General features: G+C 56.6%; 17 protein-coding genes. 10 read left to right on the top strand and 7 right to left on the bottom strand.

Going from position 1 to position 24,251, the window contains the following annotated elements:
* Nucleotides 1-108 precede the first annotated feature (108 nt).
* The 7 genes from NQ495_RS04895 to xylE all read left to right on the top strand — a co-directional run bounded on the left by NQ495_RS04895 (nucleotide 109) and on the right by xylE (nucleotide 10,647).
* On the top strand, nucleotides 109-1,518 hold the full coding sequence (locus tag NQ495_RS04895; RefSeq protein ID WP_009134069.1) for an L-fucose/L-arabinose isomerase family protein: 1,410 nt from the start codon (nucleotides 109-111) through the stop codon (nucleotides 1,516-1,518).
* Between the two features lie 232 nt (nucleotides 1,519-1,750).
* The gene (locus NQ495_RS04890) at nucleotides 1,751-3,166 is read left to right on the top strand and encodes a BamA/TamA family outer membrane protein (protein WP_009134070.1); all 1,416 of its coding nucleotides are present in this window, start codon (nucleotides 1,751-1,753) and stop codon (nucleotides 3,164-3,166) included.
* Between the two features lie 163 nt (nucleotides 3,167-3,329).
* Entirely contained in the window at nucleotides 3,330-5,111 is a 1,782-nt protein-coding gene (locus tag NQ495_RS04885) for a sulfatase-like hydrolase/transferase (protein WP_009134071.1), read from the top strand.
* 227 nt (nucleotides 5,112-5,338) lie between these two features.
* Nucleotides 5,339-6,085 carry an NUDIX hydrolase gene (locus tag NQ495_RS04880; protein ID WP_009134072.1) on the top strand — a complete coding sequence of 249 codons (747 nt, stop codon included), beginning with the start codon at nucleotides 5,339-5,341 and terminating at the stop codon, nucleotides 6,083-6,085.
* A 151-nt stretch (nucleotides 6,086-6,236) separates the two neighbouring features.
* Nucleotides 6,237-7,724 (top strand): xylulokinase, encoded by a 1,488-nt coding sequence (locus NQ495_RS04875; RefSeq protein ID WP_009134073.1) that lies wholly within the window; start codon nucleotides 6,237-6,239, stop codon nucleotides 7,722-7,724.
* Nucleotides 7,725-7,838: 114 nt separating this feature from the next.
* Nucleotides 7,839-9,149, top strand: coding sequence for a xylose isomerase (gene xylA / locus NQ495_RS04870; protein WP_009134074.1), 1,311 nt, complete (start codon nucleotides 7,839-7,841; stop codon nucleotides 9,147-9,149).
* Between the two features lie 88 nt (nucleotides 9,150-9,237).
* Nucleotides 9,238-10,647, top strand: a complete 1,410-nt coding sequence (xylE, locus tag NQ495_RS04865) for a D-xylose transporter XylE (RefSeq protein ID WP_040294218.1) — start codon at nucleotides 9,238-9,240, stop codon at nucleotides 10,645-10,647.
* A 143-nt stretch (nucleotides 10,648-10,790) separates the two neighbouring features.
* Here the strand turns inward: xylE and NQ495_RS04860 are convergent, their stop codons facing one another.
* The 7 genes from NQ495_RS04860 to rpe all read right to left on the bottom strand — a co-directional run bounded on the left by NQ495_RS04860 (nucleotide 10,791) and on the right by rpe (nucleotide 20,334).
* On the bottom strand, nucleotides 10,791-11,504 hold the full coding sequence (locus tag NQ495_RS04860; protein WP_040294508.1) for a M48 family metallopeptidase: 714 nt from the start codon (nucleotides 11,502-11,504) through the stop codon (nucleotides 10,791-10,793).
* 150 nt (nucleotides 11,505-11,654) lie between these two features.
* Nucleotides 11,655-13,859: a glycoside hydrolase family 3 C-terminal domain-containing protein gene (locus NQ495_RS04855; RefSeq protein ID WP_009134077.1), complete on the bottom strand. Its 2,205-nt coding sequence runs from the start codon at nucleotides 13,857-13,859 to the stop codon at nucleotides 11,655-11,657.
* 146 nt (nucleotides 13,860-14,005) lie between these two features.
* Nucleotides 14,006-15,340, bottom strand: coding sequence for an argininosuccinate lyase (argH, locus tag NQ495_RS04850; RefSeq protein WP_009134078.1), 1,335 nt, complete (start codon nucleotides 15,338-15,340; stop codon nucleotides 14,006-14,008).
* A 147-nt stretch (nucleotides 15,341-15,487) separates the two neighbouring features.
* Nucleotides 15,488-16,549, bottom strand: a complete 1,062-nt coding sequence (locus NQ495_RS04845) for a M20 family metallo-hydrolase (protein ID WP_009134079.1) — start codon at nucleotides 16,547-16,549, stop codon at nucleotides 15,488-15,490.
* 110 nt (nucleotides 16,550-16,659) lie between these two features.
* Nucleotides 16,660-17,394: a 23S rRNA (guanosine(2251)-2'-O)-methyltransferase RlmB gene (gene rlmB, locus NQ495_RS04840; protein WP_009134080.1), complete on the bottom strand. Its 735-nt coding sequence runs from the start codon at nucleotides 17,392-17,394 to the stop codon at nucleotides 16,660-16,662.
* 127 nt (nucleotides 17,395-17,521) lie between these two features.
* Nucleotides 17,522-19,573, bottom strand: coding sequence for a ribosomal protection-like ABC-F family protein (gene abc-f, locus NQ495_RS04835; RefSeq protein WP_009134081.1), 2,052 nt, complete (start codon nucleotides 19,571-19,573; stop codon nucleotides 17,522-17,524).
* 110 nt (nucleotides 19,574-19,683) lie between these two features.
* Complete coding sequence (gene rpe / locus NQ495_RS04830) at nucleotides 19,684-20,334, bottom strand: ribulose-phosphate 3-epimerase (protein WP_009134082.1); 651 nt, start codon at nucleotides 20,332-20,334, stop codon at nucleotides 19,684-19,686.
* 149 nt (nucleotides 20,335-20,483) lie between these two features.
* Between rpe and rmuC the strand changes: the two genes are divergently transcribed.
* The 3 genes from rmuC (at nucleotide 20,484) to NQ495_RS04815 (ending at nucleotide 24,206) form a co-directional block, all read left to right on the top strand.
* The gene (gene rmuC, locus NQ495_RS04825) at nucleotides 20,484-21,803 is read left to right on the top strand and encodes a DNA recombination protein RmuC (RefSeq protein ID WP_009134083.1); all 1,320 of its coding nucleotides are present in this window, start codon (nucleotides 20,484-20,486) and stop codon (nucleotides 21,801-21,803) included.
* 290 nt (nucleotides 21,804-22,093) lie between these two features.
* The gene (locus tag NQ495_RS04820) at nucleotides 22,094-22,930 is read left to right on the top strand and encodes a prephenate dehydratase (RefSeq protein ID WP_009134084.1); all 837 of its coding nucleotides are present in this window, start codon (nucleotides 22,094-22,096) and stop codon (nucleotides 22,928-22,930) included.
* Between the two features lie 100 nt (nucleotides 22,931-23,030).
* Nucleotides 23,031-24,206, top strand: a complete 1,176-nt coding sequence (locus NQ495_RS04815; RefSeq protein WP_009134085.1) for a pyridoxal phosphate-dependent aminotransferase — start codon at nucleotides 23,031-23,033, stop codon at nucleotides 24,204-24,206.
* Nucleotides 24,207-24,251: the final 45 nt, after the last annotated feature.

Here is a 24,251-nt window from a genome sequence, read left to right as displayed (position 1 = left end):
TCCGCCGGTGTGCCGGGACACTTTCGGGATGTCGTGCGGAAAGTGGGGCTTTTATGCCCTTTGAAAATTATTTTATTAAATATTAGCGTGTTTTGTAACTACTGAATTATGAAGATAGGACTTTTTGGAATCGGGCTGAATACCTATTGGGGGCAGTTCGAAGGACTGCTCGACCGGCTCGAAGGTTACCGGCGCGAGATCGCGGACCGGATCGGCGCGATGGGCGTCGAAGTGACCGATGCCGGCATGGTCGACGATCCGACCAAAGCGGATGCGGCGGCGGCATTGCTTAAGGAGAACGACGTGGAGTTGGTTTTCCTTTATATCTCGACTTATGCGCTTTCGTCGACGGTGCTGCCGGTCGTCAGCCGCCTGAATGTTCCGGTGGTGGTGCTGAACCTGCAGCCTACGGCGGCCATCGATTACGATTATATCAATTCGCTGGGGGACCGGGGCCGGATGACCGGCGAGTGGCTGGCCAACTGCCAGGCGTGCTCGGTGCCTGAGGTGGCGTGCGTGTTCAATCGGCTCGGTCTCCGGTACGATATCGTGACGGGATACCTGGGCGAGGAGTCGGTTTGGGAACAGATCGGCGGTTGGGTTGAGGCGGCGCGCGTGGCCCATGCCCTGCGCCATGACCGGATGGGGGTGCTGGGACATTACTACTGCGGGATGCTCGATGTGTACACCGACCTGACGAAAATGTCGGGCGTGTTCGGAACCCACTTCGAACTACTCGAGATGTGCCAGCTCAAGGAGTTGCGCGACGGGGTCACCGCAGAGGAAGTTCAGGCCAAAATAGACGAATTTTACGACACGTTCGAAGTGTCGTCGGAATGCGAACGTGCGGAGATCGAACGGGCCGCACGGACGTCGGTCGCGCTGGACAAACTGGTGAAGAAGTACGATCTCGGTTCAATGGCCTACTATTATGAAGGCGCCAGCGGCAACGATTATGAGAACGTCGTGACGTCGGTGATCGCCGGGAATACGCTGCTGACGGGCAAGAATATCCCGGTGGCGGGCGAGTGCGAAGTGAAAAATGCCGAAGCGATGAAGATTATGGCCGAGTTCGGTGCCGGAGGGTCGTTTTCGGAACCCTATGCGATGGACTTCGAGGATGACGTGGTGTTGTGGGGGCATGACGGCCCGGCCCATTTTGCGATTGCCGAAGGGCGTGTGGGGCTTGTGCCGCTGCCGATCTATCACGGCAAACCCGGTAAGGGGCTGTCGATCCAGATGACGGTCAAGCACGGTCCCGTGACGTTGTTGTCGGTGGTCGAAGGCCGTGACGGGATTTTCCTGCTGGTGGCCGAAGGCGAGTCGGTTCCGGGCAAAGTGCTCAATATCGGTAATACCAACAGCCGTTACCGGTTCGGAATCGGCGCCCGGGCCTTTATGGACGCCTGGTCCAAGGCGGGTCCGGCGCACCACTGTGCGATCGGCACGGGGCATATTGCCGACAAAATCGGGAAATTGGCATTCCTGCTATCCATTCCGGTGGTAAAAATATCGTAAAAGTCCGGTTTTTCCCGTTATAGAACTCGAAAGGAGTATTCCCAGTACTGGGAATACTCCTTTGATTTTTAAATTATTATATTGCAGATGGACGCGCCGGCCCTGTTTCCGGCGAAATGCGGTATTGAAACTCCCGAGAGGTGGAATTTTCATATCCGCGATATTGGACGTATATTCGCAGGTTCGATCGTTCTTTTTCTGATCTCGAATATAAACGAAAACAAAGAACAGCATGAGAGGATTTCTGCTGGCCGTATGGATAGGGTCGGTTTTCTTTGCAACGTCCGCCGGAGCCGTGAATCGTACGGAAAGTGCGGTTAAAAAACGAAACGTAGCGGCTGCCGACACGTCGGTGGTCGCATCCGCCCAACAGCAGGCGCCAGCCGGTCGGTCCGGCGCCGCTGCCGATTCCCGACCGGTTCCCCCCGAAACGCTTTCGGTACTGTCTGAGGAGACCGGCGTCACGTCGGGAGCGGTTCCCGTTGTGACCAAAGAGTTGTCCGTATCAAAACCTGACTCGATGCAGGGGAAGACGCATGCCCCGGCCGATAGCATGGAGATGGCTGTTGATAGCATGTCGGGCGATTCGACCGTGAAGAAAGGCTTTTTCCACCGTTTTTATAACTATTTCAAATCGGCGAATGTCGATAAGACGCTTACCAAAAAATTCGATTTCAGCATTATCGGCGGTCCGCACTACTCGAGCGATATTAAGCTTGGGTTGGGGCTGGTGGCTGCCGGGCTCTACCGTGTCGATCGCAAAGACCTTTCCATTCCGCCTTCTAACATATCCCTGTTCGGCGATATCACTACCACCGGTTTCTGGTTGTTGGGCGTGAGGGGAAACACCTTGTTCAAAGGGGCCAAATACAGGCTCGATTTCACGACGTACTTCTTTTCGTTCCCGAGCGCATTCTGGGGAATAGGTTACGATAAGGGCATGTATGGTACGCCCGGTTCCTACAAGCGCATGCAGAGCCAGGTGAAGGTCGATTTCTTTTTCCGGTTGGTTCCGAAATTTTATCTGGGACCGAGCGTCAGCTTCAATTATATCAAGGGCAAAGATTTTTCCGATATTTCACTGCTTAACGGCGAGAATACGCAATATACCAATACGAGTATCGGCGTGATTCTGATGTATGACTCGCGCGATGTGATCTACAATGCCTCGCGGGGTATTTATGCGCGTCTGGATCAACGTTTCTACCCGTCGTTTTTCGGTAATAAGGGGGCGTTTACCCAAACCGAACTGATTTTCGACGCATACCACAAACTGTGGAAAGGGGCGGTGATGGCTTACGATTTCTACGCTCAGCTGGGTACCGGCAGCGTGCCCTGGACGATGCTGGCCCGTTTGGGCGGCTCGTACCGGATGCGCGGCTATTACGAGGGGCGCTACCGCGACCGGCAGATGGTCGAGGTACAGGCCGAGCTGCGGCAGCATATTTACAACCGTCACGGTGTGGCGGTATGGGTCGGGGCCGGCAATGTATTCCCGACTTTCGGCGAGTTCAATCCGGCACACACATTGCCCAACTATGGCGTGGGATACCGTTGGGAGTTCAAAAATAAAGTCAACGTCCGGTTCGACTACGGGTTCGGTAAAGGCGAGAACAGCTTCCTGTTCAGTATCAACGAGGCGTTTTGATGCACAGCCGGTTGTGTCCGGTGTCGTCCGTGCAGGAGTTTTATTCGGAGGGTGCCGGCCGGGTGGTCAGGACAGTCGGTATGACGCTATAAATACAGTCCGGTTCGGATTTTGAGACATGAGAACGGAAACAGGAAAATAGAGAAAATTAGAGAGCAAGAAGATGGGCGGCAGGAAAAAAATGTCGAAAATCAAAGAGTCCAAGGGTTTCCGCGTGTTCGGGCGACTCGTCGGACGGCAGGAGAGCATCGCGATGCTGTATGTGGTAATCATGATGGTACCTAATGTGCTGCTTACGATTACGGAGCGCTATCCGTTCAGTGTGACGCTGGCGGCACTGCTTTGGCCGGCGGCTTTTTACGCATTGCTGATGGCGGCCCTGCGCAAGCCGGGAACACTGATGCTCGTGTCGCTGCCGCTGATGATTCTGGGGGCGTTCCAAATCGTGTTGCTCTACCTATTCGGAGGGTCGATCATCGCGGTGGACATGTTTACCAATCTCTTTACGACGAATGCTTCCGAGGCGGGCGAATTACTGGCCAACCTGTGGCCTGCGGTTTTGTTCGTCTGTATTTTGTACCTGCCGTTGCTGGTATTGGGCGTCCGGTCGCTTTGCATCAAGGAGCGGCTCAGCGGCCTGTTCCGGCGCAAATTGCTCCGCACGGGGCTCGGCATGGCGTTTGTCGGTTTGCTGTTCACGATATATGCGTGGGTCAAGGTGCCCGATTTCGGAATTAAATATCAGGTTTTTCCGGTTAATGTCTGCTATAATATCAAGTTGACGCTGGAGCGTTGGGGCCTCAGCGAGCGCTATCACGAAACATCGAAAGATTTTACGTTCCATGCGGTGAAGAACCGGCAGGCTCCCGGGCGCGAAATTTACGTGCTGGTGATCGGCGAAGCATCCAGGGCCGATTCGTGGAGCCTTTTCGGCTACGACCGCGAGACGACGCCCCGGTTGGAGAAGCGCGAAGGGGTGGTGCCGTTTTCGAACGTGTTGACCCAGAGCAATGCGACACACAAGAGCGTACCGATCATCCTGTCACCCGCTTCGGCAGCCAATTACGATTCGATCTATGTGCAAAAGAGCCTGATCACCGCTTTCAAGGAGGCCGGATTCCAGACTTGGTACCTGTCGAACCAGGTACCGAACCGTTCGCTGATCGACTTCTTCTCAGAAGAGGCCGAACGCCGCATCGATATTTCTCCGCGCGAAGGGGAACTGTATACCGATAACCGTCCCGACGGCGAGATGCTGCCGAGTATCCGCGAGATCATCCAACAGAGCGACAGCAACCTGCTGATCGTGCTGCACACGTACGGTTCGCATTACGACTACCGGAAGCGTTACCCGCAGGAGTTTGCCCGCTATACGCCCGACCTGATCTCGGCGATCAATAAAAACAACCGGTCCATCATGGTCAATGCCTATGACAACAGCGTCTATTATACGGATTATGTACTTGACGAAATTATCAAGGTGCTGGAGGGTACGCAGGCCTGTACGGCGCTGTTTTATTCGTCCGATCATGGCGAAGATATGATGGACGATTCCCGCGTGCGCTTCCTGCATGCATCGCCGACGCCGACCTACTACCAATTGCATGTGGCCTCTTTCGGTTGGTTTTCGCCCGAATATCGCGCACTCTATCCCGAAAAATATGTCGCAGCCCTGTCGCATGAGGCTTCACCGGCCACTACGGCGCAGGTTTTCCATACGATCACCGATATGGCCTCGCTGCAAAGTCCCTATATCAATCAGCGGTATTCGCTGGTTAGCGACAGCTATGCTCCCGGCGAGCGCCTGTACCTGAACGACCACAACAAGGCGGTCGATTACCGCAAGGCCGGCCTGAAGCGGCTTGATTTCGAAATGCTGCATAAACGGGGTATGGACTCGGATTCCGCTGTCCGCAATGCGCTGAACGATCCGAAGGTGCGGTAGTTCGCAGGATCTGGATTCAGGCGGTTGCCGGTTTTTACCGGCGAATTTTTTCCGGAGACAGCCTAAGCGTAGTGGAGTGTATTAGTGTTTGAATATCAAAATTTTGATATTCAAACATTTTTTGTGTGCCTGGGGGTGGCTTAGCGTGAAAAATACATTAAGTTTGGATTTGTCCCGGAGAAAATTTAGTTTTGTCTGAAACCTGAAACCTAAAACACTGATTTTGCATGTCTCCGCAACCTAATCCCTCCCTTTCGGTCGATTGTGTCGTGTTCGGCTTCGATGGCGCAGCGCTCAAGGTGCTGCTTGTCGAGCGGGATTTTGTCAATCCCGCGGGCGAACGCATCCATGATTTCAAGCTGCCCGGCAGCCTGATTTTTCAGGATGAAGAACTCCGCGCGTCGGCGGCACGTGTACTGGATAAGTATATGGGCCGGCGGGATATTTACCTGCGCCAACTGCATGTATTTTCACAGCCCGACCGCGTGGTGGGTGAAGAGTTGCGGTGGCTCAACGAACATTACGGCGTACATACGGGGCGGGTCGTGACGGTGGGCTATTATGCGCTCGTCAAGCTCAACGAGGCATTGATCGCTTCGGCCGCGGCCGAGCATGCCCAATGGGTCGGAGTGGAGCGGGTGACGCGCCTGGCCATGGATCACAAACAGATTATGGCCCGTGCCCTCGAGACGCTCGGACGGCAGCTGATGGTCGAGCCGATCGCATTCGAACTGTTGCCGCGTAAATTTACGCTCCGCCAGTTGCAGGTGCTCTACGAGGCTATACTTGGAATAGAGATTGATAACCGTAATTTCCGGAAGAAGGTGCTTTCGTCGGGTTACCTGCGTGAGACGGGCGAACGGGAGAAGCATGTGGCCCACAAACCGGCCATGTTTTACTCCTTCGATAAGGGCCGGTTCCAGAAGGATGTGCGGCAGAAGTTCAGGCTTAATTTTATCAATTGGCAATTATAGGCCCGGAGTATCGGCTTTACGGGGCGCATCCCGGTTGTGCGGCACCTTTCGAGGCGGCTATAGCGGGCATAGCGCCGCACCGGGCGACGGATTGGCCGGAAGGTTTCGGCGGTAAGGTTAGAATTTCGGCGGAAAATTTAAAGAAAGAGAGATGGTATATACGTTAGGAATTGATATCGGCAGTTCGTCGGTGAAGGTTGCACTGCTGGAGGTGGCTTCGGGCGCATGTGCCGGTTCTGTGACACTGCCGCAGGCGGAAATGCCGATCGATGCGCCGCACAGGGGATGGGCCGAACAGGATCCCCGGATGTGGTGGCAGTATGCCTGCGAGGGTATCCGGCAGTTGATGAAAGGCAAACCGGCTGGTTTCGTACGGGCGATCGGCATTACCTACCAGATGCACGGGCTGGTTTGTCTCGATACGCAGGGCGAACCGTTGCGCAAGTCTATTATCTGGTGCGACAGCCGGACTGTCGGACAGGGTGAACGGGCTTTGCGCGATCTGGGACGCGAACGGTGCCTCGAACGCCTGCTGAACTCTCCCGGTAATTTTACCGCGTCGAAGTTGGCTTGGGTTCGTGAGAACGAACCGGATGTTTTTGCCCGCACCGACCGTTTTATGCTGCCCGGCGACTACATTCTCTTCAAACTTTCGGGCGAGCGTTCGACCACATGCAGCGGGCTGTCCGAGCAGATTCTCTGGGATTTCGTCGCGGACGGACGTGCCGATTTCGTCGCCGACTATTACGGGATCGATCCCCGGAGCATTCCCGAGGCATTGCCGTCGATCGGCATTCAGGCGCATGTGAGTGCCGGCGCCGCTGCGGAACTCGGACTGGAACCGGGTATCCCGATCGCTTACCGGGCCGGAGACCAGCCCAACAACGCTTTTTCACTGAACGTGATGGAGCCGGGTGAAATTGCGGCTACGGGCGGCACTTCGGGCGTCGTTTACGGGGTGACCGACCTTCCGAAAGCCGATTCGCTCTCGCGCGTCAACACTTTCCTGCATGTGAACCACTCGGCACAGGCGCATCGCTATGGCGTGCTGCTGTGTATCAACGGTACCGGTATCCTCAATGCCTGGGCGAAACGCACCGTGGCTCCTGAATTGAGTTACAGCGAAGTGAACCAGTTGTGCGAGACGGTTCCTGCCGGCAGCGACGGCGTGCTGATGCATCCGTTCGGCAACGGGGCCGAACGGATGCTCGAGAACCGCTATACCGGGGCTTCCGTCCTGCATGTCGACCTGAACCGCCACAACCGTGCCCACCTGCTGCGCGCGGCACAGGAAGGAATCGCTTTTGCATTCCGGTACGGGGTCGATATTATGCGCGAATCGGGCCTGCGGGCCGGGGTGATCCGGGCCGGGCATGCCAACCTGTTCCTCAGTCCGCTGTTCCGCAGCACGCTGGCGACCCTGTGCGACGCGAATATCGAGCTTTATAATACCGACGGTGCATTGGGCGCAGCCCGGGGCGCGGCACTCGGGGCCGGATTGTACAGGAACCGGAACGAGGCTTTCGCTTCGCTGCGCCGGATCGAAGAGGTCCATCCCGATCCGGCGATTCGCCAGGTGTTGGAAGAGACGTATCAAATCTGGAAAAAGGAATTGCAATTGCAGTTGGAAAATCAGTAAAACGAACGGAGCAGGCGCTTTGGAACTGGTTCCTGATATTGGAGGGCGGCATCCGGGCAATCTGCACATTCAATCCGTAAGGACAGGAATTACAAATCAATAAAAACAGACAAAATGGAATCGATGTTTTCAAAGATCGCCAAAATCAAGTACGAAGGCCCGGATTCGAAAAATCCGCTGGCGTTTCACTGGTATGATGCAGACCGCGTAATCGGAGGCAAAACCATGAAGGAACAGTTGCGCTTTGCGATTGCCTACTGGCATTCGTTCTGTGCCGACGGGAGCGATCCGTTCGGCGGTGCGACGCACCTTTTCCCGTGGAGCGGTATCGGCGATCCGGTCGAGCAGGCCAAAGCCAAGATGGATTCGGCGTTCGACTTTTTCGTAAAAATCGGGGCCCCGTATTATTGCTTCCACGATGTCGATCTTGTGCGCGAGGTGGGCGATGTGGCCAGCTATGAGAAAAACCTGAAGGCGGTCGTCGAGTATGCCAAACAGAAACAGCAGGAGACCGGCGTGAAGCTGCTTTGGGGTACTGCGAACGTTTTCAGTAATGCACGTTATATGAACGGCGCTGCGACCAATCCCGATTTTGCGGCGGTGGCTTATGCCGGCACGCAGATCAAGAACGCAATCGACGCAACGATCGCGCTCGGCGGCGAGAATTATGTCTTTTGGGGCGGCCGCGAGGGGTATATGTCGCTGCTCAATACCGACATGAAACGCGAGAAGGACCATTTGGCGATGATGCTCACGATGGCGCGCGATTACGCCCGTAAAAACGGTTTCAAAGGAACCTTCCTGATCGAGCCGAAACCGATGGAGCCGACCAAGCACCAGTACGATTACGATACCGAGACGGTGATCGGCTTCCTGCGCCATTACGGCCTCGACAAGGACTTCAAAGTCAATATCGAGGTGAATCACGCCACGCTCGCGGGGCACACGTTCGACCATGAGCTGCAGTGCGCAGCGGATGCAGGCATGTTGGGCAGCATCGATGCGAACCGCGGGGATGCGCAAAACGGCTGGGATACCGACCAGTTTCCCATCAACCTGCAGGAGACGGTCGAGGCGATGTTGGTGATTCTGCGCCAGGGCGGCTTCAAAACCGGCGGTATCAACTTCGACGCCAAGACCCGCCGCAATTCGACCGATATCGAGGACCTCTTCATCGCGCACATTGCGGGGATGGATACTTTCGCCCGTGCGTTGATCGTCGCCGATACGATCCTCAAAGACGGCCAGCTCGACTCCTGGCGCAAGGAGCGCTATGCTTCGTTCGACGACGGTAACGGTGCGGCGTTCGAACAGGGCAAGCTGACGCTCGAGCAACTGCGCGACTTTGCCGCCGCTGCGGGAGAACCAGCATGCATCAGCGGCAAGCAGGAGAAGTACGAGCAACTTTTGTCGCTCTATATCTAAACTGCATCTGAATCTTTCCCGGGAGCAGGGACAGCGCGGTATCCGGGCACTGTCCTGACTCCCGGGATCACTCCTAAAACATACCTGAATGAATAAAAATAACAGCTACCTGATGTTCCTGACACTGGTAGCGACACTCGGCGGTCTGCTTTTCGGCTACGATACCGCGGTGATCTCGGGAACGGTGAAGTACCTCGATCTGAATTTCGTTGCGCCGCTCGGCCTGAGCGAGACGGCGGCCAGCTCGCTGCTGGGGTTTGCCGTGTCGAGTGCGCTGATCGGCTGCGTGTTGGGCGGTATGGTCGGAGGTGTCGTGGCTTCGGCACTGGGGCGCAAACGCGGCCTGATGATAGCCGCCGTCCTGTTTATCATTTCGGCGGTCGGATCGGCTTATCCCGAAATGGGTTTCCCGCATGGAGCACCGCATACTTTCCTCACCCAGTTTATTATCTACCGCATTATCGGTGGCGTCGGGGTGGGCCTCGCATCGATGCTTTCGCCGATGTACATCGCCGAAATGGCCCCCGCTTCACGGCGCGGCGGATTGGTGGCGTGGAACCAGTTTGCGATTATCTTCGGAATGTTGGTGGTTTATTTCGTCAACTATTTTATCGCGCTGAACGGTGACGAAGCATGGCTGACCTCGACCGGTTGGCGGCTGATGTTCCTTTCGGAAGTGATTCCGGCGGCACTGCTGTTCCTGTTGGTATTGGGTGTGCCGGAAAGTCCCCGCTGGCTGATTATGAAAGGCCGCGAAGCAAAGGCGGTCGCTATTTTGGAGCGGATCAACGGCGCCCCTGAAGCTGAGGTCGAAGCGCAAAGTATTCGCCGCTCCCTGCACGGAACGGTAAAAGCCAAACTGTTCAGCTATGGGGTGGGGGTGATCGTGATTGGTATGTTGCTCTCCGTATTTCAGCAGTTTATCGGCATCAATGTGGTACTCTACTATGCTCCTGAAATTTTCCGCAACATGGGCATGGGGACGAATGCCGCGCTGGCGCAGACGATTATCGTCGGGGTGATCAACCTTTCGTTCACCGTATTGGCGATCTTTACGGTGGACCGTTTCGGCCGCCACCCGCTGATGATTATCGGGAGCCTGGGCATGGCCGTAAGCATGGTGACGCTCGGGATGACTTTCTTCCTGGAACAAATGGGATTTCTCTCTTTGCTGGCGATGTTGTGTTACGTAGCGTCGTTCGCAGTCTCCTGGGGTCCGATCTGCTGGGTGCTTCTCGCAGAAATATTCCCGAACAAGATCCGCAGCCAGGCGATGGCACTTGCTGTCGCGGCGCAGTGGGTCGCCAATTACCTGGTCTCCTGGACCTTCCCGATGATGGATAAATCGACCTACCTCAACGGCATTTTCCACCATGCGTTTGCGTATTGGATTTATGCACTGATGGCGGTATTGGCGGCATTGTTCATGTGGAGATTCGTTCCCGAAACCAAGGGGCGTTCGCTCGAGGAGATGGAAAAGTTGTTCGCGGAGAAATAGTTTAAATCCGTATCAACTTTTTGGATAGGATTATAAACAGGGAACCATCTGAAAGATGGTTCCCTGTTTGTTTCCCGGTATTAGGTGGTATATAGAAGGCGTTTAGTCGGGTGTCGTAACCGGATATGTAGAATCGGAATGTGCTACCAGCGGGTGGAATAGGTTTTGAGCCGTCGGCGCAGTTCGAGATGATGTCCGCCCGTGAGACGGTCGAGCAGTTTGTGGAATTTCGGGCCGTGGTTTTTGTGGATCGTATGGCAGAGTTCGTGGATAATCACGTAGTCGATCAGCTCGTCGGGCAGCTTCATCAGGTGGATGCTCAGTGAAATGTCGTCGCGGGCCGAACAACTGCCCCAACGGGTGCGTGCATTGCGTACCGTCACCGCACCGCACCGGAAGCCGAGTTGCCCGGCAAGACGGGCCGTCCGCTGCGGCAGGTCGGCCTGTGCCTCTGTGCGCCACGCCTGTTCGATCCCCTTGCGGATCGCATCCTGTACTTCGGCGGCTTCGTAACGGAGCTCCATCGGATACCGAACTTCGATAATCCCTTCGCCGACGCGGGTGCGGATCGTGCGGCAGGCGCACGGATAGAGCCGCAGCGTATGGCTGCGGGTCGAGTAGGGAGGTTCGATGACCTGTTTCGGGTGGCGTGCCAGCATCCGCACACGGGCCTGTTCGATCCACGCGCTCTTTTGATCGAGAAAGTTCAACGCGGTACGCTCATTGTCTCCGCAGGGAATCGTCAGCCGCACTTCGCCGTCGGGCCGGACGCTGATCGAGAGCCGCCGGGCCCGCGGTGAGCGGTTCAGCGTGATCTCTCCCAGCAGGGGATGCCGGAACTTTTCCCGTGAGGACACCGGCTGGGGGCACGGTTTGGATACACGTGTGTTTTTGCGTTTGAACATCGGATGTGTCTCCTGCGTTTGTACGGTTTGATCTCCGGCCGGTTTTGTCTTTCCCGGCTCGCCGACGGGTTGTATGCGGACGGAGTATGTCCGTGCACAGAGTTATCGGGCTGTCAGCTCGAATGCCGCTTTGCCGCGGATGTCGCAGGCCGATGCGCCGACCAATACTTCGAATGTGCCGGGCTCTGCCACCCAATCCTGCTTTGTATCGTCATAGAAACTCAGCGCTTTCCGGTCGATCGTAAACGAAACCATCTGCTCCTGGCCGGGCTGCAGCGTGATTTTGCGGAAACCTTTGAGCTCTTTGACCGGGCGCGGAAGCGACGATTTCAGGTCGCTGACGTAGAGTTGTACGATTTCGGCACCGGCACGCGAACCGGTGTTTTTCACCGGCACGCTGACGGTGATTGTTCCGTCCGGGCCCATTTGCCTGCCCTCTGCGGTCACTTTGCCGTATTCGAAGGTGGTATAGCTCAATCCGTGGCCGAAACAAAAGAGCGGCTTGATCTGTTCGCGGTCGTTCCAACGGTATCCGACAAAAATCCCCTCTTTGTATTCCACCTGTTTGCCGTCCCCGGGATAGGCATCCAGGGCGATAGCCGGATTGTCCTCCAGCCGTACCGGAAAGGTGAACGGCAATTTGCCCGAAGGATTCACTTCGCCTGCGAGCACCGAAGCGATCGCATTGCCGGCTTCCGTACCTCCGTACCATGCCTCGACAATGGCCGGCACTTCGTTCACCCACGGCATCGCTATTGCGTTGCCGCTGATGATGACTGCCACCAGGTTCCGGTTCACGCGGGCCAGTTCGCCGATCAGCTCGTCCTGCCCGTAGGGTAAATTGAGGCTGCGGCGGTCGGCTCCTTCGCAGTCCTGGTTTTCGTTTTTGTTCAGGCCGCCTACGAAGATCACCACATCGGCTTTGCGGGCCGCGTCGACGGCTTCCAGCAGCAGGGCGTGGCGGTTTTGCGTGGGAACGCTGCTGTATCCTTCGGCGTAAGTCACCTGGGATGCAGGGGAGAAATAGTTCTCGATACCCTGCAGGGGCGATATTTCGTATTTTACTTTCAGTTCGGAACTTCCGCCGCCGAGCGTCATCATCTTTTTGGCATTTTCCCCGACCACGAGAATCCTGCGCGGTTGTTTTGGGTCGAGCGGAAGCAGGTTGTCCTGGTTTTTCAGCAGGACGATACCCTCCTGGGCGATTTTCCGGCCAATCAGTGCGTGTTCTTTTGTCGCGAACGAGCCGTAAGGTCGGTCCGGGTTCATCGTCGTGCGGAACATCAGCCGCAGGATCCTTCGTGCCTTGTCGTTGACGATTTCTTCGTCGATCTCTTTTGAACGAAGCAGCTCGAGGAACGGATCGGCAAGGAAATATTCGTTGTATGCATTGCTCCAGCTGAGCGTGAGCCCGTTGGTCCACGATCCCATCTCCATGTCTAGTCCGTTGAGCGCCGCCTCACGCGTGTCGTGCGTACCACCCCAGTCCGAGATCACGACGCCGTCGAAGCCCCAGTCGCGTTTGAGCAGGTCACGCAGCAGGTATTGGTTGTGGCAGCAGTGTTGGCCTTTGTAGATCGAATAGGAACCCATTACGGCCCATACCCCACCGTCGTGAACGGCGGCTTTGAAAGCCGGCAGATGGATTTCGTGCAGCGTCCGGTCGTCGATTTTGACCTCGACGTTGAACCGGTCCGTCTCCTGATCGTTCACCGCGAAATGTTTCACACAGGCCGCTACACCGTTGCGCTGCACGCCCTGAATGTACGGAACGACCATGGCCGAGGCCAGGAAAGGATCTTCGCCCATGTATTCGAAGTTGCGCCCGTTGAGCGGCGTGCGATAGATGTTGACTCCGGGACCCAGCAACACGGCTTTGTTGCGGTAGCGGGCCTCTTCGCCGACCGCCTGTCCGTAAGTGTCGGCCAGGGTCGGATTCCATGTCGCGGCAAGGCAGGTAAGGGCTGGGAATGCCGTACAAGAGTCGCTCGTCCATCCCGCGTCGTCCCATTCGTCCCACAACTTTTCGGCACGGATGCCGTGCGGTCCGTCGCTCATCCACATTTCGGGGATCCCGAGGCGCGGAACGCCGGCCGAGCTGAATTTCGACTGTGCATGGCACAGCGCTACCTTCTCTTCGAGGGTCATGCGCGCGAGGGCGTCTTCGACCCGCTCTTCGACCGGGCACCGGGCATCTAGATAGGCGGGTTTGGCGTTTGCCGCGGACTGGGCGGCGGCACTTCCTGTCTGGACTCCCCACAGGGCCGCCAGACTCAGAAAGGCGGAAATCAGCTGTGTTCGTTTCATCGGTGTCGGAAAATAAAAGTTTAGGTTGGTATGCCGGAGTGTCAGGGAGGGATGACGCTCGGTTTTATCGGCTTTTCTGTAGATTTATTGCCTGTGCGGCCGTTTTCCCGGTCTGGGGTAGGATGCACTGTCCCCGATAGCTGGCGTTAGGGTTGGACCAGTGCCGCTTCGGCCGCTTCGACGCGTTCGAAATGGAACCGGGCGAGTTGAGCGTCCATCAGCGCGGCGATCTGCTGGGTACAGAGGTTTCCGATGCTGCCTTCGTGTGTATGATGTACGGTGTGAGGTGCCTTGAAAGTTCCGTTCTCGATGTCCAGCCCAACTTTTTTGTAAGCTTCCCGGAACGGGGTGCCGTGCAACACGAGGTCGTTCACCACCTCGACGCTGAACAGGTAGTCGTATTTCGGGTCGTTGAGGATATCCTCTTTGACCGAAAGGTTTTCGAGCATATAATGCGCCATCTGGAGACAACTCCTGAGTTCTGCAACTGCCGGGAAGAGTACCTCTTTGAGCTGCTGGAGGTCCCGGTTGTAGCCGATGGGCAGGTTGGTCGTCATCATTGCGATCTGGTTGGGCAGTCCCTGGATCAGGTTGCACTTGCCGCGGATCAACTCCCATACGTCCGGGTTTTTCTTGTGCGGCATGATGCTCGATCCGGTGGTTAGTTCGGCCGGGTAGGAGATGAAATTGAAATTCTGGTTCAGGAACATCGTATTGTCCATCGCAAGCCGGGCCAGCGTGGCGGCTACCGAGGACATGGCCTGCGCCATGATCCGTTCGGTTTTCCCGCGTCCCATCTGGGCGTATACCACGTTGTAACTCAGCGTGTCGAAGCCGAGCAACTCGGTGGTCATCGTGCGGTTGAGCGGGAACGACGAGCCGTAACCGGCCGCTGAGCCGAGCGGGTTTTTGTTGCAAATGCGGTAGGCGGCATGCAACATTTCGGTGTCGTCCACGAGGCTTTCGGCGTAAGCGCCGAGCCACAGCCCGAACGAAGAGGGCATGGCGATCTGCAGGTGCGTGTAGCCGGGCATCAGCACCTCGTTGTATCTGTCGGAAAGGCTTTGCAACAGGCGGAACAGGCTCTCCACGTCCTCGACGATCTCCTTGATTTGACGGCGCAGGAAAATCCGCAGGTCGACCAGTACCTGGTCGTTTCGCGAACGTCCGCTGTGAATCTTCTTGCCCGCGTCGCCGATCCGTTCGGTGAGCAGGAACTCCACCTGGGAATGGACGTCTTCGATACCTTCGTCGATCGTGAAGCGTCCGGCTACGATGTCGGCATGAATTTTCTTTAGTTCGCGCTGCACGGCCTGCAGGTCTTCGTCGCCGAGCAATCCGATCGAGTTGAGCATGCGCGTATGTGCGAGCGAACCGAGCACGTCGGCTTCGGCCAGAAAGAGGTCCATCTCCCGGTCGTGTCCCACCGTGAACCGGTCGACCGCCTGATTGGCATCGGTGTTTTTCTGCCACAGTTTCATCTGTTGATCTTCTTTAGTGTTATTGCGTATTTGACTGTCGTTTTAGGGGCCTGTTATCCGTTGCTGCGGCGAGTTGCCGAAGGTCAGGAATGAAGCAGGTTTTATTTCCTTTGTGTTATACCTTAGAGGTAATGCGAAAAGACGGAGTTACAAAACCGCTTTCAGCATTTCGATGTAGAGTTCTATTCCCTCGCGAATTTCGCTCAGGTGCACGAACTCGTCGGCGCTGTGTGAGCGGGCGCTGTCGCCGACACCCAGTTTCAGCGACGGGATGTCGAGCAGGGCCTGGTCCGAAGTGGTCGGTGAACCGTACGTCGTACGGCCGAGGGCCAGACCGGCCTGTACGATCGGATGCGACGGCGGAATACTTGACGGCTTGAGCCGGGTCGAGCGCGGCGTCACTTCGCATTGTACATGTTCCCGGATAATCTCCAACACCTCTTCGTTCGTATAGCGGTCGGTCACGCGGATGTCTACCGTAAAACGGCACTGCGCCGGGACGACGTTGTGCTGCGAACCCGCCGAGATGATCGTAACGCTCATTTTGACTGCTCCGAACAGGTCGGATTCCTTCGGGAAACGGTAGGTCCGGAACCATTCGATGTCCCGCATCGCTTTGTAGATGGCATTGTCCCCCTCTTCGCGTGCGGCGTGTCCCGCTTTGCCGTGCGCCGTGCAGTCGATTACCATCAGGCCTCGTTCGGCGATGGCCAGTTGCATCAGCGTCGGTTCGCCCACGATCGCGAATTCCAACGGGCCCAGGTCGGGAATGATGCTTTCGAGTCCGCCCGAACCGCTGTTTTCCTCTTCGGCCGTAATCGCCACGCAGAGGTTGTATTTCAGGTCGCTGCGGTCGTAGTAGTGCAGGAATGCCGCAAGCAGCGACACGCCGCTCGCTCCCGCGTCGTTGCTGCCCAACCCGTACAGCCGGTCCCCTTCGATCTCGGGTGAAAACGGGTCGCGCGTGTAAGCCGTGTTGGGCTTGACGGTGTCGTGGTGGGAATTGAGCAGGATGGTCGGTTTGGCCGGGTCGTAATGCCGGTTGAATGCCCAGACGTTGTTGCCTTTGCGGTGGATCGCCACGCCGTGTCCCTGCAGGAAGCTGGCGAGCAGTTCGGCCGTTGCATCCTCTTCCTTGCTCAGAGACGGGGTACGGATCAGGCTTTGCAACAACGTGACGGCGTTCTGGTATAATTCCTCTTGTTTCATTTTCGTTTTCGACTTTCGTTTGAATTAACGACGGGTTGTTCCGGCCGTATGATTGGGGTTACATCCCGGGGACTGCGTTGTCTGGAAGCGGATCGCCGCCGAACGGGTGTTTAAAGGCTCCGCTGGCGCACCGCTTCGAACAGCATGACAGCGGCGGCGGCTCCGACATTGAGCGACTCGATGGTTCCCTTCAGCGGAATGGCCAGCTGGACGTCGCACATTTTGAGCACCTCTTTCGAAATACCCGTGTCTTCGCTGCCCAGCACCAGTGCAGTGGGTTTGTTCAGGTCGGCTTTGTAAAGCGGAAGCTCGCTCTTTTCCGAGGCCGCTACGATCTGTAACCCGGCATTTTGCAGGATTCTGATCGTGTTGCGGATGCTGCCTACGCGGCTTACCGGGATGATACTCAGGGCACCTGCCGAGGTTTTCATCGAGTTGGCATTGACCGGTGCGGAGTTTTTGACCGGCATGATCAGCCCGTGCACTCCGGCGCATTCGGCGCTGCGGGCGATGGCACCGAAATTGCGCACATCGGTCACCCCGTCGAAAATGACCAGCAGTGGTGTCTCTCCTTCGGGGATTTCGGCGAGCATTTCATGCACATCGACATATTCGATGGCCGAGGTGACGCCCACGGCGCCCTGGTGGTTGCTTCGCGTAAGGTGGTTCAGCTTTTCGACCGGCACCCATTGCACGCGGATGTGCTTCTCTTTGCACAGCTCGGCCAGTTCGTTGAGCAGTACGCCGTCCGCTCCCTTTTTCAGGTAAATTTTTTCGAACTCGCGGCCCGCTTCGATCGCTTCGATGATCGGGCGCAGTCCGAACAGGATGTTTTTCTTTTCCATCGTATTTGTTATGTCAGTGCGGCGGGACTCCGTTCGGTATATGCGGCCTGCCTTTCGCGTTTGCGCGGTAATGTTGTAAAAGCGCCTCTTGTGCTGTTTTGGCGTGTATAGTCGTTTTGCCGCCGGTTTATTGGAACTCGGCCACCGCTTCCTGTGCGTTTTCCAATTCGATGTTCAGCTCTTCCCAGCGGTAGGTCAGTTTGGAAAGTTGGTCTTTCAGTTCGTTGTACTGGGCGTAAAGGGTGCCGTCGCTCAGGTCGATACCGTGGGCAGCGGGGTCTGCCATCTGTTTGTCCATCCCGGCGATCTGTTTTTCGAGCGCCATGATCTGTTCTTCGGCTTGCTCCACGTCGCGTTCGGCTTTGCGCAGTTGTTTGTCCGCTTCGCGTTTGAGCGTGTAAAGCTCTTTGCCCGACAGGGCAGGTTTCGCCGGTGAGGTTGCTCCGTTCGCGGGGGACTTGCCCGCAGTACCTTTGCTTCTGTTGCCAGGAACCGGATTCGTTCCCGGTCCGGAACTCTGGGCGGCTACCGCAGCGGACGAATTGGCCCGGTCGAGTTCGCGCATCGATTCCAGCTGGCGGTCGCGCAGGAAGTCGTAGATGCCGCCCAGATGCTCTTTTACCCGGCCGTCGCGGAACTCGTAGACCTTATCGACCAGTCCGTCGAGGAACTCGCGGTCGTGCGAAACGACGATCACCGTGCCGTTGTATTTCTGCAGGGCGTTTTTGAGGATGTCCTTCGAGCGCATGTCCATGTGGTTGGTTGGCTCGTCGAGTACCAGCAGGTTGTAGGGCTCGAGCATCAGCCGTGCCATCGCTAGCCGGGCCCGCTCGCCGCCCGAAAGCACCTTCACCTTCTTGTCGATGTCTTCGCCGCGGAACAGGAATGCCCCGAGAATGTCGCGCAATTTTGTCCGTACGTCGCCTACCGCGACGCGGTCCAGCGTGTCGAAAACTGTGAAGTCGCCGTTCATCAGGTCGTCCTGGTTCTGCGCATAGTAGCCGATATGTACGTTGTGTCCGACGCGTACCACTCCGCGCGAGGGTTCGCTCTCGCCGATCACGAGCCGGGCGAAGGTCGTCTTGCCTTCCCCGTTGCGGCCGACGAGCGCCACTTTTTCTCCCCTTTCGATGGTGAAGGTCGCATCCGAAAAGACGTGCTTTTCCCCGAAACTCTTGCCGGCCTCTTTCGCCTCGACGACCACCTGTCCCGAGCGCGGAGCGGGCGGAAATTTGATGTTCAGCGTGGCGAGGTCTTCCTCTTCGATCTCGATGCGCTCGATCTTCTCGAGTTGCTTGATGCGCGACTGCACCTGGTTCGATTTGGTCGGCTTATAGCGGAAGCGCTCGATGAAATCTTCGGTCTGCTCGATCATCTTCTGCTGGTTGAGGTAGGCGGCCATCTGCTGCTGGCGGCGTTCGTTGCGCAGTTCCACATAGCGGCTGTAAGGCACTTTGTAGTCGGTGGCCTTGCCGAGCGAAATTTCGATCGTGCGCGTGGTGACGTTGTCGAGGAACGCGCGGTCGTGCGAGATCAGTACCACCGCGCCGTTATACTCTTTGAGGTAGCTTTCGAGCCATTCGATACTTTCGATGTCGAGATGGTTGGTCGGCTCGTCGAGCAGGAAGAGCGACGGACGGCGCAGCAGCAGTTTCGCCAACTCGATGCGCATGCGCCAGCCGCCGCTGAATTCGCTTGTCGCACGTGTGAAATCACTGCGTTTGAAACCCAGCCCGAGCAGCGTCTTCTCGATTTCGGCTTCGCGGTTCAGGCCGCCGAGAATCTGGAAGCGGTCGTTGCAGTCGTTGAGCCGGTGCAGCAGTGTCTCGTACTCCTTGCTCTCGTAGTCGGTACGTACGGTAATCTGCTCGGTCAGGTGGGCGATCTCCTTTTCGAGGTCGATCACCTCGCCGAAAGCCGCTTCGGTTTCGGCGTACAGCGTGGTCGTGTCGGCCACTTTCATCTGCTGGGGCAGGTAACCGATCGTGCAGTCACCGTTACGCGAGACGCCTCCCGAAGAGGGCGGCTGTTCGCCGGTGAGCACCTTGAGCATCGTCGATTTGCCCGCGCCGTTTTTGCCGACCAGGCCGATACGGTCTTTCGGATTGATCAGGAACGATATGTCTTTGAACAGATCCCAGCCGCCGAAGCTGACGGTGAGGTTGTCTACTGAAATCATGGATATATAGCGTGGTTATGGGGTACAACATGAGGGGCGGAGCCCGGTCGGGCGTTACGTATTGATCCGGCCTTTCCGATGGCAATCCCGCCCCGATGGAAATTCCTGTTTCAGGCCCGCAGCAGGTCGTGGATGGTTCGTGTCGGATCGTCCGAGCCGAAAATCGTATTGCCGGCCACCAGTACGTCGCATCCGGCGGTGAACTGCTCCCCTGCATTTCCAAGCGTGATGCCGCCGTCTATTTCGATCACGGTATCGGAACCGCAACGGTCGATTTCACGGCGTAGCTCGGCCACCTTCTCGGTCGAACCTTCGATGAACGACTGACCGCCGAAACCGGGTTCGACGCTCATGATGAGCACCAGGTCGAGATCGTCTAGGTAGGGCACGATGGCTGAAACAGGCGTTTTCGGCTTGATCGAGACGCCGGCTTTCACGCCGCAGGTCTTGATCGTGCGGATGGCTGCCGGAAGGTCTTCGGTCGCTTCGATGTGGATCGTGATGATGTCGGCGCCCGCTTTTGCAAAGCGTTCGATGTAGCGTTCCGGTTCAACGATCATCAGGTGCGTGTCGAGCACTTTCGTGGTGACCTTGCGGATGGCCGAGAGCACGGGAAATCCGAACGAAAGGTTCGGGACGAACACGCCGTCCATCACGTCGATGTGGATCCATTCCGCTTCGCTGCGGTTGAGCATTTCGGTGTCGCGGCCCAGGTGGAGAAAATCGGCCGACAGGACCGAAGGTGATATGATTCTTGACATATTGCCTAACATTTGTACCGCAACGTCCGGCGCTGCGGGGTTTTATCCATATAATTCAGGGTATCGGCAAAGGTACATCAAAAATCGGCAAAATTCACTATTTTTGTAAAAGGTATGGGCAATTGGGCTGCCGATTCAACAGAGATCATATGACGGTATTGTGGGTATTGATAGGGTTGCTCGTAGGGGCGGCCGGGGCGGTGTTGGCTTACCGTCCGGTTTTGCGGCGGTTCTCTCTCGAACGCGAAACATTGCGGCAGGAGGCGGCTCAGCGTGAAGAGCAGGTCGGGACGTTGCGTGACCAGCTCTCCGGGCAGGCGGTGCAACTGACCGAAGCGGCGGTACGCCAGGCTACCCTGGCGGAGAAACTCGCGGCGCGCGACGAGGCGCTTGCACGCCAGAAAGAGGAGTTGACGGCCCTGCAGGAGCGGCAGCGCGTGGAGTTCAAGAATCTCGCCGCCGAGATACTCGAGGAGAAGAGTAACCAGTTCAAGCAGACGAACCGCGAATCGCTGGAGCTGTTGCTTAAGCCGTTCCGCGACAATATAGAGGGGTTCCGCAAAAAAGTCGAGGAGGTGTACGAAAAAGAGGCGCAGCAGCGCTTTTCGCTCAAAGAGGAGATCCGGCACCTCAACGAGATGAACCTGCGCATGAGCCAGGAGGCCAATAACCTGACCGCCGCGCTCAAAGGTAATTCGAAAGTGCAGGGCGACTGGGGCGAAATGATACTCGAGACGATCCTCGACAGTTCGAACCTGATCAAAGGGGTGCATTATCAGACCCAGGAGAATATCAAGGATAATGAGACCGGAGCCAATTTACGGCCCGACGTGATTCTGAACCTGCCCGAGGGCAAGCAGATCGTTATCGATTCGAAAGTGTCGCTGACGGCTTATGTGACTTACAGCGAAACCGATGCACCCGAAGCGCAGCAGCGTGCGGTGAAGGAGCATGTCCGTTCGGTGCGCAGCCACATTGCCGAATTGGCGGGCAAATCGTACCAGACACTGCTCAACGGCCAAAATAAAAGCGTGTCGCCCGATTTTGTCATCATGTTCATTCCCAACGAACCTGCCTTCCTGCTGGCGATGCAGCAGGACAGCGCGCTGTGGAGCGATGCCTACAACCGTAAGGTGATTATCAGCAGCCCGACGAACCTGTTCGCACTGCTGAAGATCGTGGACGACCTGTGGAAACGTGACGGGCAGAGCAAAAATGCGCTGGCGATTGCCACTGAAGGGGCTAACCTGTACGACAAGTTCGTCGGCTTCTCGGAAACGCTGCTCGATCTGGGCCGCAGCCTCGGTGCGGCTACGGGCAAGTATGAACAGGCGATGAACCAACTCAAAACCGGGCGCGGAAACCTGATACGACGTGCCGAGAGACTGCGCGAATTGCAGGTGAAGGCTTCCAAATCGCTTCCGGCCCAACTGGAGGATTATGACGCGGATGGACCGGACGGGGAGTAGCTTCGAGGTCTACGGATGTAATTTTTTTAGAAAAAAGATTGTTTTTATCCATTTTTATGTACATTTGCGCAGTTGAAAACCATGTAACGAATTAACGATGGGCCAGTATTCGCCTTTTTTTGGTTATTATTTTTATTTCTACTTTACCAAAAGCGGACTGGGATTGCATTGTTAATAGCGAACGAATCATTTGATGAAACTATATCGATCCCGGTCCTTACCCAAGGCCGGGATTTTTTGTGGGGTACGGCCCGGGCGGAGGACCGACCGATGACAAAGGGAAAAACAAGATGAAAGGACAACTTAAAGTCGCTATACAGGGGTACGAAGGATCTTTCCACCACATTGTGGCGCACCGCTGCCTCGGAACGGATATCGCGATCCATCCCTGCGCGACGTTTCGCGAAGTGGCGCGCCAGGTCGAGACCGGTGAGGCCGATTACGGCGTGATGGCCGTCGAGAACTCGATCGCCGGCACCATCCTGCCGAACCTGGGTATCCTGCATAACGCCCGCGTGCAGATCGTGGGCGAATATTACCTGCATATCCGCCAGAACCTGATGGTACTCCCCGGCGTGGAGTTGGGGGATATCGTAGAGGTCCAGTCGCACCCGATGGCGCTGTTGCAATGCGTCGATTTCCTCGACGCACACCGCTGGAAACTGGTCGAAACCGAAGATACGGCCCTTAGCGCCAGGCATATCGCCGAGCATAAATTACGCAATGCGGCTGCCATCGCAGGCGATCTGGCCGCAGAGTTGTTCGGGCTCGAAATCGTTGTGCCCGACATTCATTCGATCAAGAACAACTACACCCGTTTTTTGCTGCTGCGTCCTGCGGGCCAGCCGCTTCCGTCCAGGGCCGACAAAGCTTCGCTCTGTTTCAAGACCGATCACGAGCACGGTTCGTTGATGCGTGTGCTGCGCGCGATCGAAAACAGTACGATCAACATGACCAAGCTGCAGTCGTCGCCGATTCCCAGCGAACCTTGGCATTACATGTTCCATATCGATATGGAGTTCGACAGTATGGAGGAGTACGACCGGGTGTTGGCCGATATGGAGCGTAATTCACAGCAGTTGCATGTTTACGGTGTGTATAAAAGGGGAATTTCGACACACTCCTGATCCCGGGACGGGCGTTGCCGGGCAGATGCATGGATACGCATGCGGTGCCTGAATGATTAGCATTAATAAAGAGATACGAAAGCGAATAAAAGTTCCGATCATGGAAAACAAACCGATACAGATAGCGTTAGCCGGACGCCTTTCAGGGGTAGGCGAATATTATTTTTCGAAAAAATTACGGGAGATCGACCAGATGCGCGCAGCGGGACAGGATATTATCAGCCTCGGCGTGGGCGGTCCCGACCAACCTCCGCATCCGAAGGTGATCGCACGGCTGGCGGCCGAATCCGCCAAGCCCGGGACGCACGCTTACCAGCCGTACAAAGGCACGGCAATCCTGCGCGAGGCCTTTGCCCGGTGGTACAACCGCTTTTACGGCGTGACGCTCGATCCGGTGACCGAAGTCCTGCCGCTAATCGGTTCGAAAGAGGGTATCATGCATGTTTGTATGACTTACCTGAACCCCGGCGATAAGGTGCTGATCCCCAATCCCGGTTATCCGACCTATCGCTCCGCCGCAACGATTTCGGGAGGCGTTTGTGTCGATTACCTGCTTCGCGAGCAGAACGGCTGGATGCCCGATTTCGCTGAGATCGAATGCGGCGGGCTCGACGGCGTGAAGATCATGATCGTGAATTTTCCGCACATGCCTACCGGTGCCGCACCGCGTGAAGGATTGTTCCGCGACCTGGTCGCTTTTGCCCGTAAGCATAATATCCTGTTGCTGCATGACAATCCGTACAGCTTTATCCGTAACGAGCATCCGGAAAGCCTGTTGGCGACGGACGGTGCGAAAGAGGTGGCCCTAGAGCTCAATTCGCTGAGCAAGAGCCACAGCATGGCCGGCTGGCGAATCGGGATGCTGGCCGGGGCTCCTGAGCGGATAGACGAAGTGATCCGTTTCAAAAGCAATATGGATTCGGGCATGTTTTATCCGATGCAGGCTGCGGCGGCCGAGGCGCTCGACCTGGACGAGGAGTGGTACCGTTCGCTGAACGCGGTTTACCGCGAACGCGAGGTGAAAGGTTTCGAACTGCTCGATCTGATCGGTTGTAGCTATGCCAAGCCCCAGTCGGGATTGTTCGTCTGGGGACGCCTGCCCGAAGGCGCGGGCGATTGTTTCGAGTTTTCGGACAAGTTGCTCTACGGTTGCGGCGTTTTTATCACCCCGGGAGGCATCTTCGGTTCGGAGGGTAACAATTATATCCGCATCAGCCTCTGTTCGCCGGTCGAAGTGCTCGAACGGGCCAAACAGCGCATTCGGGAGAAAATGTAAGAGTTCAGCTTGGAGTTAGGTTGTAATGGAGGTGCAGAACCTCTG

It is taken from the genome of Alistipes indistinctus YIT 12060, assembly GCF_025144995.1.
GTDB classification, from domain to species: Bacteria; Bacteroidota; Bacteroidia; order Bacteroidales; family Rikenellaceae; genus Alistipes_A; species Alistipes_A indistinctus.
The sequence above is the reverse complement of the archived record's forward strand: the minus strand, read 5'-3'. Positions and strand labels throughout refer to the sequence as shown.